9 protein-coding genes are annotated in these 11,298 nt (G+C 56.7%); 2 read left to right on the forward strand and 7 right to left on the reverse strand.

The window, feature by feature from the left end:
• Positions 1-260: 260 nt before the first annotated feature.
• The 3 genes from rsmH to ACF8AM_RS21610 form a co-directional block, all read right to left on the reverse strand.
• Positions 261-1,235 carry a 16S rRNA (cytosine(1402)-N(4))-methyltransferase RsmH gene (gene rsmH / locus ACF8AM_RS21600; protein ID WP_392557640.1) on the reverse strand — a complete coding sequence of 325 codons (975 nt, stop codon included), beginning with the start codon at positions 1,233-1,235 and terminating at the stop codon, positions 261-263.
• The gene (locus ACF8AM_RS21605; protein ID WP_392557641.1) at positions 1,232-2,278 is read right to left on the reverse strand and encodes a sugar phosphate isomerase/epimerase family protein; all 1,047 of its coding nucleotides are present in this window, start codon (positions 2,276-2,278) and stop codon (positions 1,232-1,234) included. The genes rsmH and ACF8AM_RS21605 overlap by 4 nt, the downstream gene beginning before the upstream one ends.
• Positions 2,279-2,418: 140 nt before the next feature.
• Positions 2,419-2,739, reverse strand: a complete 321-nt coding sequence (locus ACF8AM_RS21610) for an acyl-CoA thioesterase (protein ID WP_392557642.1) — start codon at positions 2,737-2,739, stop codon at positions 2,419-2,421.
• Positions 2,740-2,792: 53 nt separating this feature from the next.
• Between ACF8AM_RS21610 and ACF8AM_RS21615 the strand changes: the two genes are divergently transcribed.
• Together ACF8AM_RS21615 and ACF8AM_RS21620 are read left to right on the forward strand one after the other, a co-directional pair.
• Entirely contained in the window at positions 2,793-6,524 is a 3,732-nt protein-coding gene (locus ACF8AM_RS21615) for a bifunctional proline dehydrogenase/L-glutamate gamma-semialdehyde dehydrogenase (RefSeq protein ID WP_392557643.1), read from the forward strand.
• A gap of 7 nt (positions 6,525-6,531) precedes the next feature.
• Complete coding sequence (locus ACF8AM_RS21620; protein ID WP_392557644.1) at positions 6,532-6,855, forward strand: DUF167 domain-containing protein; 324 nt, start codon at positions 6,532-6,534, stop codon at positions 6,853-6,855.
• Positions 6,856-6,952: 97 nt separating this feature from the next.
• Here ACF8AM_RS21620 and ACF8AM_RS21625 read toward each other — a convergent pair whose 3' ends face one another.
• The 4 genes from ACF8AM_RS21625 to ACF8AM_RS21640 form a co-directional block, all read right to left on the reverse strand.
• Positions 6,953-7,603 (reverse strand): hypothetical protein, encoded by a 651-nt coding sequence (locus tag ACF8AM_RS21625; protein WP_392557645.1) that lies wholly within the window; start codon positions 7,601-7,603, stop codon positions 6,953-6,955.
• A 47-nt stretch (positions 7,604-7,650) separates the two neighbouring features.
• Positions 7,651-7,977 carry a hypothetical protein gene (locus ACF8AM_RS21630; protein WP_392557646.1) on the reverse strand — a complete coding sequence of 109 codons (327 nt, stop codon included), beginning with the start codon at positions 7,975-7,977 and terminating at the stop codon, positions 7,651-7,653.
• Entirely contained in the window at positions 7,974-9,035 is a 1,062-nt protein-coding gene (locus ACF8AM_RS21635) for a hypothetical protein (RefSeq protein ID WP_392557647.1), read from the reverse strand. The genes ACF8AM_RS21630 and ACF8AM_RS21635 overlap by 4 nt, the downstream gene beginning before the upstream one ends.
• Before the next feature lie 225 nt (positions 9,036-9,260).
• Positions 9,261-11,298 (reverse strand): amino acid permease (locus ACF8AM_RS21640; RefSeq protein ID WP_392557648.1); only part of this gene is annotated, 2,038 nt, incomplete at its 5' end.

An 11,298-nucleotide genomic window follows, 5' to 3' on the forward strand; every position in this document is an offset into this window, starting at 1 on the left:
TTTTTTTGTTGCTCTTTTCAAAAAACCCGCAGTGTCTGGTTGGGACCACCGGGCGGTTTGCGTTGGAAGGCGTGGCGTGGCGTCCGCGTCGGGTTATGAAAAACCAATGCTCACGCCTAAGCGCAACTTCAAAACTCACGCGTCGGGTTGTGAAATCGAATGAATCAACAAGCCGTCACGCATCGGGTTTCCGTGAATGTGCAACGTCAAAACGTTCGAGCAATGGGCAGCGTTCCTCCCCTTCTGTGATTCTGCGAACGCTACACGCGTTGGGCGACGCGGAGTTTGGCGCTGCGGCTGCGAGGGTTGGCTTGGACCTCTTCGTCGGTGGGACGCAGCGGTTTTCGCGTCAGGATTTCCCAGCGGTCGTCATCGCGGAACGCGTTCTTGACGATTCGATCTTCCAGTGAGTGAAAGCTGATGATCACGGCGCGACCACCGGGGGCAATCCAATCGGGAGCCGACTGCAAGGTTCGTGTGAGGCCGCCGAGTTCATCATTGACCGCGATCCGCAACGCCTGAAATGTTCGCGTGGCGGGATGGATGTCGTGGTTGCGTGAACGAGGCACGCAGCGGCGACAGATCTCCACCAACTCACCGACTTGGGTGACTGGGTTGCGCTCGCGGGCTCGTAAGAAGATCTGTTTGGCGATGCGGCGACTGAATCGTTCTTCGCCAAATTGATAGATCGCATCAGCGATTTCTTTTTCGCTGTGTTGTTGAAGCCAACGATAAGCCGGGACTCCATTTTCCGGATCAAAACGGAGGTCCAGTTCCGCGTCTTCGATCGTGAAGGTGAACCCTCGGTTTCGATCGGCAAGTTGATCGCTGGATAAACCGAGGTCCAGCACCAAAGCATCAGCATGCGTCAGGTCCAACGCGTCGAGTGCCTTGGGCGAATTTTCATAGCTGCCGAGGAACAATTCGATTCGGGGATCGTCTTGGATCCAAGCCTTTTGTTCATCACGACGAACCACCGCCGGATCGCGATCGATCGCAATCACGCGCGGTGTTCCGGACTCGGTTTCAGCGTCCGCTAACACTTCGGCCAGCAAACGAGTGTGCCCGCCACCGCCGTAGGTGCCATCGATGACCGTGGTCGGATTGATTTCTCGAACCCACTGCACGATCTCGTTGGGCATCACACTGACGTGTTCTGTTTCCGCTGGGGATGCTTCCGCGGAAACAGATTCAGAGTCTTGGTTGGTCGGATTCAACGGTTGCGGTGCCGTCACGCGGTCTCCGCCTTGATTTGCGAAAGCGATTTGGAGCAATGCAACGCGGTCTCAATTTGGCCGTGAATCTTCTTCAGCCGTTCCGCATCACCGCCACCCACTTCCGCGGCCACCCAGCCTTGGAACTTGATTTCTGCGAGTGCCTTGCGGACGCTGGCCCAATCGATGTCGCCTTCCGTGACGTCGGTGAAGCGACCTTGTTCACGGGAGAATCCCTTGATGTCCAGTTTGCCGATTCGGTGTCCCAGGGTCGTCACCCACTCGGCCACGTCACCGTACTTCCAGTGGTTGCCAAGATCGAACTGGACACCGATCCAAGGTGTGTTGAACGAGTCAACAAAGTCTGCCAGTGGTTGAGCCGATTGGTTTTCGTCTCCACCGTGATCGTAGAGGAAGTGATTCCAGACGTTCTCGATCAGGATTTTGACGCCCAACTTTTCAGCGAGGGGGACAGCGCGATCGAGGGCTTCGAAGGCGCGCTGGCGGACTTCTTCGGCCGTGCCGTCTTTGCCGTGGCCGGGAACGATCAGGAACGTGTTGGCACCCAAGTCGGCGGTCTGCTGCAGCGACTCCTCCAGCAATTGCTGAGCCTTCTTGCGGGTCGCTGCATCAGGACTGGTGTGGGTGGTGCCCCAGTGATAGCCGCCGACCGTTCCGTCGATCGTCAAACCGGTTTCCGCGGACGCGGCGACCATCGCTTGGACGTCCATGCCTGGGGAGGTGTTGGGTTCGACGCCTTCGAATCCCGCGTCTTTGGCAATTCGAAATCGTTCGATCCACGGGTTAGCGGCATCGGACTTTCCGGCTCGGATCATGCCGGCTTTCAGGGATTGCTTCAGGTATCCGCCACTGGTTTCGGTGGTTGCTTCAGCAGCCCAAAGTGCCCTGCCCTGCCCCGGCAATCCATTGGCGTTCGTGCTCAATGGCGAAGGGCTGACTTGATGAGCCAAGTAGGCAGCGTATCCAACGGCGGATGTCATTCCCAAACGGCGGAGGAATTGACGGCGGTTGCTGATCGATCGGGCGGGTTGGTCAGGACGCATTGGGAGGGCACCAGGTAGGAAAGAGTCAAAGAGCTTTACGTCAACAATGCTTCGGGAACACGTTGCAATCGACCGTTCTTATCAATCACCGCCAGGGTCACGGTCGCTTGCACCAACACCTCGTCGCCGCGGAGGATCTCCTACTCATGGATGATCTTGGCCGCGGTGATCTTGGCGATTCGTGTCACGATATCGATTTCATCATCATAACGTGCGGACGCACGATAGCGACAATCAACGTGGACAACCACGACATACAGCCCCGCTTCCTCGACTTCGCGGTACCGCCCCCCCGACGACCGCAGGAATTCGGTGCGGCCGATTTCGAAATATCGCAAGTAATTGGAATGGTGAACGAATCCCATCGGGTCGCATTCGTCGTAGCGCACTCGTAAACGGAACACATGTTGCGGCAAATCTGTCGTCATTGCAGGCGTCTTTGGGTCGCGGCGGAATGCCATTGAGAATTCGCTGAGAAAACAGGCGGTTGCAAGTTGCGAAAGTTTAGCCGTCAATGGGCGTTAGGCGAACCTCGTTTGTTAGATCATCGTTTCCGCGAACAACTTTTTTGAAGGGTCGTGTCTTGAATCAGCCTGAATCAGCTTCCTTGTCAACGTTGCAGGGTTTCGACCCCGATCAAGACGCTGCTGCCGCGATTGAGCTGGCCGCGGATCTGTTGCGGGAATCGCGAGCCCTTCAGACGCCGCAGGAGCGGCGACAGCAATCCGAACTGGATCGCATGATTGGGCACGATGCCGACAAAGCCACCTTGGTTGAAATGACGGACCAAGCGTTCCGTACCCACACGCCTGCTCGCGTGGCCGACCAGATGACTCACCTGCTGGATTTGCAGGGCATCCCGCGATTCTTCAGCCCGGTCGAACAAGCCATGCTGAAAGGGTTTCAGTCCTTTGGCGAGTACCTGCCCGGTGTGGCCGTGCCGCTGGTCAAAGAAAAGATGCGACGCGAAACGGCCAATGTGATTCTGCCGGCAGAACCAGATCTATTGACTCCGCACTTGGCATCCCGCCAGCGTCACGGCGTGGCGATGAATGTGAACCTGCTCGGCGAAGCCTTGCTGGGTGACGACGAAACGCGCAAGCGGATGCAGTCGTTCTACGAGTTGTTGCGGATGCCGGAGGTGCGATGCATCTCGGTCAAACTCACCACGCTCTATAGCCAAGTGTCGCCCTTGGCTCGCGAGCACACCATCCGCATGGTCTCCGATCGCTTGGAGCGTTTGTATCGCAACGCCAACCACATGGACGATGGTTCCAAGGCGAAGGACAAATTCGTGTACTTGGACATGGAAGAGTACAGCGATCTGTATCTGACCGCGGACGTGTTACGTGAGACCTTGGAACGCGACGATCTGGATTCCGTTCAAGCTGGGATCGCGTTGCAAGCCTACGTGCCAGATTCTTGCTTAGTCATGCGAGACCTGATTGAGTGGTCGACCAAACGAGTGGCCGACGGTGGTGCGCCGCTGACGATTCGGTTGGTCAAAGGTGCGAACCTGGAAATGGAACGCGTGCACGCCTCGGTCGGTGGATGGCCGCTGGCACCTTACACGAACAAGCACGACACGGATGCCAATTTCAAACGGATGCTACGGGAGTTGATCACGGCCGCCGCGGATGGCAACATTCGCGTCGGGGTGGCTTCGCACAATTTGTTTGATGTGGCGCTGGCGATGATCTGGACTCAACGACTTGGGGCGTCTGATTCGGTCCAGTTCGAAATGCTGGAGGGCATGGCCAACCATCAACGTCGTGCGCTGACGGAACGAGACGCGGCGATGTTGCTGTACGCCCCCGCTTGTACAAAATCTGATTTTTTGCATGCGATCACGTATTTGATTCGCCGCTTGGATGAAAACACCGGCGCCGAGAACTTCTTGCGTCACGCCTATCGGCTGCAGCCCGATACGCCGGACTTTGAATTGCTGGCCGGGCGATTCAAAGAGGCACTGAAAGATTGCGAAACGGTTTCGGTCCAGCCTCGACGCACTCAGAACCGATACCAGACTCCTGTGCAGCCGCATGCGGCAGAGCATTGGACGCAGTTCGTGAATGAACCCGATACCGATTGGTCGCTGCCTCACAATTCGAAGTGGGCACAAGAAACGTTGGGTCGTTGGAAGCCGCTTTGCGATGAGCAAGCGATCCGCGTGACTCCCGTGTTGGATGGGTTGCCCGATGCGGAATCGCTCGAAGGAGACGACCGGGTCTCTGCGGAATGGTTCACGACCGACGATGTGTCTCGACCTGGTGTCGTGACGTGTCGGTACAAGAAAGCGACTTCCGCCGCGTTGGTGTCCGCCGTTCAGGCGGCCAGTGAGTCGACATGGGCCAAAGATCTTCCGGTCGCAGAACGCCACACGATCTTGCGTGCGGTCGCCCAACTGGCTCGCGAAAGACGCGGGGATTGGATCGGCAGCATGGTCGCCGGAGCAGGCAAAACGGTTGCCGAAGCAGATCCAGAAGTCAGCGAAGCGATTGACTTCCTGGAGTTCTATCCGTTGACGATGAAAGCTTGGGACGAATGTGCAGGCATCCAGTGTGAGCCACGCGGTGTCGTTGCTGTGATCACGCCTTGGAACTTCCCGTTGGCCATTGCCTGCGGTGGCATCGCAGCGGCCATTGCAGCGGGCAACCCGGTGGTTGTGAAACCATCGATGCAAACGTTGTTGCCAGCGTGGTTGATGTGCCAGGCATTCTGGGACGCGGGCGTTCCTCGTGACGCATTGCAATTTGTGATTTGTGATGATGAGGTCGCTGAGGAGCAGTTGGTCAAGAATCCGATCGTGGACACGGTCATCCTGACCGGTGGCACATCGACCGCGAAACGCATGTTGGATGTTCGCCCCGATTTGCACTTGTTGGCGGAAACGGGTGGTAAAAATGTCACGATCGTGACCGCGATGGCGGATCGCGACTTGGCAATCAAGCACGTGCTGCACTCAGCGTTTGGTCATAGCGGACAAAAATGCAGTGCCACGTCGCTGCTGTTGCTGGAAAACGAAGTCTTCGACGATCCCGAATTTCGCGAAATCTTGGCCGATGCCGTTCGCAGCCTGCCGGTGGGATCCGCTTGGGATTTGCACACCCGCGTGACCCCGTTGGTCGATCCGCCAACGGACAAGCTGCGACGTGGTTTGCAAGAGCTTGAGGGCGGTGAATCTTGGTTGGTGATGTCCGAGCACATCGACGGCAACCCAACGCTCTATCGCCCCGGTGTGAAGTGGGACGTGCAGCCCGGCAGCTTCACACACACGACCGAGTTGTTTGGTCCGGTGATGGGTGTGATGCGATTTGGTCGGCTGGAAGAAGCCATCGAGATCGTGCGTTCGACCGGCTATGGGTTGACCAGCGGCTTGGAAAGTTTGGACGATCGCGAAATCAAACTCTGGCGAGAATCGATCCCCGCCGGCAACCTGTACATCAACCGTCCAACGACTGGTGCGATTGTGTTGCGACAACCATTCGGCGGCGTCGGTCTTTCCGCGTACGGACCAGGGATCAAAGCCGGCGGGCCCAACTACGTGCTCGCGCTTTCTCGCGTCACGCATGTCAGCGATTGGCAACCGTCTGCGGACGAGGTGGACGCTTCGCACGATCAGCTCGATCGCATGCGAGATTGGATCGAGCGTGGTCGTTACTCCGAGGAAATGTTGGGGGATGCACGCAAGTTCCGAATCGAACGCGCGATCACCTCGCAAGAAATCGCCAACGCGACGGATTTTGCATTGGAGCACGACACTTATCAGTTGGTTGGCCAAGACAACATTCGTCGCTACCGATCGGTGAACGGCATGACTGTTCGAATCGAGCAAGGCGATGACATTGTCGATGCGATCGTGGCCATTTCTGCCGCGGTGTGCGTCGGGACTCAGTTCACGCTTTCTTTGTCGTCGGAACTGGATCGGTCGATGCGAGCGATGCTCGAGACCACGGCGGATTGGTTGCCTGGTTTGATCGATCCGATCGATGAGTCCGTGGAACAACTGGTCGAGCGAGTGGAAGCGGGCGGTGTCAGCCGGATGCGAACCCTGACTCCCGCAAAAGAATCGATTCGTCGAGTTTGCGGGCGGAACTTCATCACCGTCATTGATGAACCGGTCGTGGATCATGGTCGCATCGAATGCCTGCGGTACTTGAACGAGCAATCGATCTCGCACGACTACCACCGCTATGGCAACTTGGGGCGTCGCTCCGCAGCGTTGTCGAAACCCGCGGAGGAATGAAAAGCGGATGAGTGGATCAAGCGTCGCACTGGACCGACAGTGCGAAGGATTGACATGGAAGTTTCGCGTGCGGGTCACTCCCAAAGCCAAGAAGGCATCCGTGGGTGGGCTGCACGATGGAGCGTTGAAGGTGTCGGTTCACACGGTGCCCGAAGATGGCAAAGCCAACAAAGCGGTCATCGCTTCACTTGCGAAATGGTTGCGCGTCAGCAAGGGCCGTGTGGCGATCGTCGCGGGCGAAACCTCTCGGCTGAAGACGATCGTGGTCGAATTCAGGTCGCAGGACGAGATGAACGCTGCCGACGCAAAGCTGAAAAAAGAGTTGTCGTGAGAAACAGAGTAGAACATTTGTCCCCAAATGTTTGCGTGGGCCATCGCTGTCGTCGAGTCGCGTGACGCGAACGGTTGGAAGTGGACTTGGATCCAGGTCAGTTTTTGTTTGGTGCTTCGGTGCCAATCTCGGCAATGTCCTCGCCTTCAATCAATCGGTCCAGACTTTCGATCCTCCAAAGATCTGCCACTTGCCACTGCTTCGCCCGCTCGCGATCGAGGTCCTTCCACTCATACATGACTTCGGTGTGTCGCTCCACAATCTTTGTTTCATTTCTTGTCTTGAACGTCACCGATCTCTCCGGCTCAGGAACATACAACCCATTGTGTTTCGTGTAGGTGTACTCACTTTTGAAGATGGGGTTCCACGAGTTGTGCTCAAGCAAGGACACCCGCTTGCTTACGATCAGCATGGTCTCGGCGTCGAAGTAGAAAAACAACCTGCGTTTTTGTCCAACGGGCTGTTCCACCGCAATGCGAACGACCGCTTCATTCGCTGTTTCCCGAATGAGCTGTTGGTTTGCTGTGGGGCTGATTCGTTCCGATTTAATTCTCTCAAAGGCTTTTCCTGCCGGGTCCATGAACAACGGAAAGGTCACGGTTCCAAAGAGTGGAAACGTAGGGAGTCCTTCTAGGTGATGGAAGTAATAGGGGGAGAATTCTTTTGGGAACTCGGCTCGACGCAATCCGCCCGGAAATTGCCGGGCGACGAGATCTTTGTCAATCAGACGCCCAGAATAGACTTCCATTCTGCTGGCACTCTGTGCCGAATCGTTCATAAGACGCTGGGAAGAACTCAGCCCACTGGAACGCTCGTTTTTTTTAGCACAACCACCATGTCGTCTTCTTCACTCGCCATCGTCCGTCCTTGCATCTCCAGGAAATAGGATGCGCCAGTCTCCGGCGAACTGTCCGTGAATCCGCTGTACAAGACGTCGTAGTCCCGGATCTCCGCCATGGCCGCATAATGAGCCTGGAAATAGTGCTCGCCGGAACCGAGTGCTGCCTCCTGTGCCGTCGCAGCAGTTGTTCCGGTAAGGAGCAAAGCGACAAACGCCAAGCATTGCGTTCGCCATGTGCAAGATTTGATGGAGCGAAGTCGCTTGGAAGGAAGACGATTCATTCGTTCCTGCCTGCTTCGTCTGTGGTTGACTTCTCAAAGACCTTATAGGAAAGATCCTCGGTCATTGAATGCTCGCCCCACCGAACCCGGATTTGGATTTTTGGTGTCCTTGCTTCTGGGACGCTTTTGGGGGGCATGAGATCACTCAGTTTCTTCGCGGTTGCCACCGGAATCTTGACAGAAGCGCGGCAGAGAGAATTGGAAACATCATGCACCTTGCCGAACCCTGTTTGTCCTTCAAAGCTCCATTCGATCATCGGCTTTCCAGGCGACCTTTGTTTCTCATTCGGCTCATCCTTGTCATCGTCATCCAAGGACCGAAGGACTATCAGCGAGGATTGGAGCGATCCATCCTCGTTGGTCTTGAATAGCAACCGTGCGGGTGCAAGCTTCAGGTGCTGCTTGGGCTGGATGAGCACTTGGCAATCCACTTGAGTGTTGGTTGGCGGATGCCGCATGGATACAACCGCGAAGCGCTCACCTGAATCAGGTGGTAGGTCCACATCAATGTGGCCGACTCCAGATTGGTCAAAGTCCCCGAATGAGAGGCCAACCCGCTCGTCATTGCAGTTCAATTCCAGTTGCCGATGATCCAGAGCAGGGTCCACAAACACGGGGAGCTCAAATTGATAGACCCCTGGTTGGCTGCCGTACTGCAAGGTCGCAAAGGGACTGTCGAAAGAGAAGTGACCGGCAACTGCGTAGTTCAGGGTCAGTCTTAGATTGCTTACTCCTACATCGGGTCGCTTGAACGAAACATGGACGGTTCCCTGCCCTCGCCTGAGTTGTTTTTGAGGCTTCAAGGCAACAGTGAGACGCCTGGTTTGACCAGGCAGCAGAGGCCCCTCTTCGAACTTCGCGTCGGCACAGTTGCAGTTGAGGATGGGCCCTTCGAAATGCTCTTCCGCCTCGGTGTCATTGACCACATCAATCGATATCTGCGTTGTGTCTGATGCCGGGACACTGCCGATATGAATCTTACGGCTGTTTGTGATCCTTGCTGAGCTGAGTTCAAATCGCTTCACCTCCTGGCTGAACGCCAGAGGATCTGCATTCAAGCAGAGGATGAATGCACCTAGGAACAATCTGACAAGCACAGCGGACACCCCTCACAAACAGTTCAAGAAAACACTTGTTTGGTCCAACCAAATGGTTGGTGAGATAACCGCCACAGATCTCTACTGCTCAAAGTTAAGAGGGGGCGATTAAGTCAAGTGTTTGTTTGGAAAACCAAGGGGGCATGGCACGTCAGGAGCCAGCAACTTTGTAGGCTCATTCGTTCCTTAGCCGCGGCGGCTGATGATGATCACGGGGCAGTTGGATTCCAGGGCGACTTTTCGAGTGAAGTTGCCGAAGAGCTTTCGTCGTGGTCCCAGTCGTTGAGCACCCAGGATGATCAGCCCCGCTTCGCCGGCCCGATCGACGATGGTTTTGATTGGATCGTTGCTGATCACAATCTCGCGTTCGCAAACTCGACCTCCGTTGGCTCGCGTCGTTCGGTCGAGTTCTTTGCGGATTCGTTTTTGATCGCTGCGGAGCGTGTCGGTGGGGATCACTCGCAAGAATTTTACTTGTCTTTTTTGCTCGCGAGAAAGGCTGCTGAGCAATCGCGTGAGCAAGTAATCGTGGCCGCCTCGCCCGCCAACGGGCACGAGGATCTGCTGGCTCTGATCGAGTTGCCAGTCCTTGGGCGCTCGCAAGACAACGACGTCGCTGGAGAGTTGTCCGAGCAAACCTTCCAGCGGCGTGTCGCGAGCTTCCGCTGTGATTTCGCTCAGTCCCAGCAGCACGGATTGGCATTGGTGCAGGTCAGCCACCCGGGCAATCTCTTGCATCGGTTCGGGGGAAACGGTGGTCAACGTTTCGCAGCGAACACCGAGGCTGGATGAGGCGTGCAGGATCTCGTTCATCACCGAATGAAGCTGTGCCGAAGGGCGATGGTTGGTAACCGGGTCCCAGTCTGGAGGAGCCACCACCACGGTTTGCACCAGCACGCGACCGAACGCGGCGGGGACCAAGGTGTCGGCCAACGCGATCATCGCGCGAGCGTTGTTGGGGTTGGCGATGGGAACCAGCACCAATGGTGAGTTGCCACGCAGTCGAGAGAGTTCGGGATTGCTGGCCATGTTCGACACGTCCGTCAAACGGGCTCGCCGAGCAAACAAGGATAGAAACAGCACGCCGCCCAAGGCCAGCCACATGACGGCAATGATTCCGGCCTCGGGAACTGCAATCCCTTGGAACACAGCCAGTGCCAAGCAAGCCGCGCCGCCAATCACGGGCACAACAGGATAGCCAGGGACTCGAAACGGCGGCGGAGCAATCACACAGCGTTGGCGGACCAGGATGGACAGCCAATGAGCGATCGCAAACGTCACCAAGAAGATCAGGCTGGACGCAGCACCTGCGGCCGCAAGGTTGGGCAAGATCAGGATCAGCAAACAAACCAGTGCGATCGTGACCAGCACGGAAACCCAGGGCGATTTCGATCCTGAAGCCAGACGACTGAGGGCGGCTGGCAACGTGTTGTCTCGCGACATGGCCAACGCGATTCGTGAGGCGGCAAACAGGTTGGCTTGCAGTGCCGAGAACATCGAAAGCACTGCCGCGATCAACACCAACCAGTAACCTGACGTGCCGAGGTAATGCCTTGCGGCAAGCGCGACAACGGCCTCAGGATCTGACGCGGCCAGCTCTCGAATGTTTTGGGATCCATCGGTACCAACGGTGCTGAGCACAAACAGGAGTGGCAAATAGATCAGCAACGCGATCACCAGCGACAGCAGCATCGCTCGCGGGATGTTCTTGGCCGGTTCGCGAACTTCGCCGCCGACCGCGGCGATCAAATCAAACCCTTGAAGAGCAATGAAACTGTACCCCATCGCCTGAATCAACCCGGTCCATCCCGAGGCTAGGAATGGCCGCAGTTCCTGAGTGGTCTTGAGCACCGATTGTTCGCTCAACGCCCAGAACCCACCAACAATCAAAACGGAAAAGACGGCGACTTTGGCGACGTTGATCCAAGCACCGCCGCCCGACGAGCGGAACGTCATCATCGCTCCGATCCCAATGGTCGTGACGATGGAAACCGCCGGGACGCTCCAGGGTTCATTCAGCCAAGGCGGAACGGCACCCTGGGTCGCGGACAGTTCGCTCAGCAACAGCGTTGCGAAACTGCCGAAACCGATCGCGTAGAGAACCGCGGCGACGATCGAAGCGAACCACACGACCCAGCCCACTGTGAAGGCGGATTCGACCGAGAGGACTTTGCGGCTGAAGGTGTAAGTCCCGCCTGACTCGGGGAACTTCGATGCCATCTCT

This window comes from Rhodopirellula sp. JB055 (assembly GCF_043100905.1).
Lineage (GTDB): Bacteria > Planctomycetota > Planctomycetia > Pirellulales > Pirellulaceae > Rhodopirellula.

Coding starts and splice junctions, on each gene's coding strand:
- ACF8AM_RS21605 (WP_392557641.1), bottom strand. CDS start 2,278: ATGCGTCCTGACCAACCCGCCCGATCGATCAGCAACCGCCGTCAATTC.
- ACF8AM_RS21610 (WP_392557642.1), bottom strand. CDS start 2,739: ATGGCATTCCGCCGCGACCCAAAGACGCCTGCAATGACGACAGATTTG.
- ACF8AM_RS21615 (WP_392557643.1), top strand. CDS start 2,793: ATGGGCGTTAGGCGAACCTCGTTTGTTAGATCATCGTTTCCGCGAACA.
- ACF8AM_RS21620 (WP_392557644.1), top strand. CDS start 6,532: ATGAGTGGATCAAGCGTCGCACTGGACCGACAGTGCGAAGGATTGACA.
- ACF8AM_RS21625 (WP_392557645.1), bottom strand. CDS start 7,603: ATGGAAGTCTATTCTGGGCGTCTGATTGACAAAGATCTCGTCGCCCGG.
- ACF8AM_RS21630 (WP_392557646.1), bottom strand. CDS start 7,977: ATGAATCGTCTTCCTTCCAAGCGACTTCGCTCCATCAAATCTTGCACA.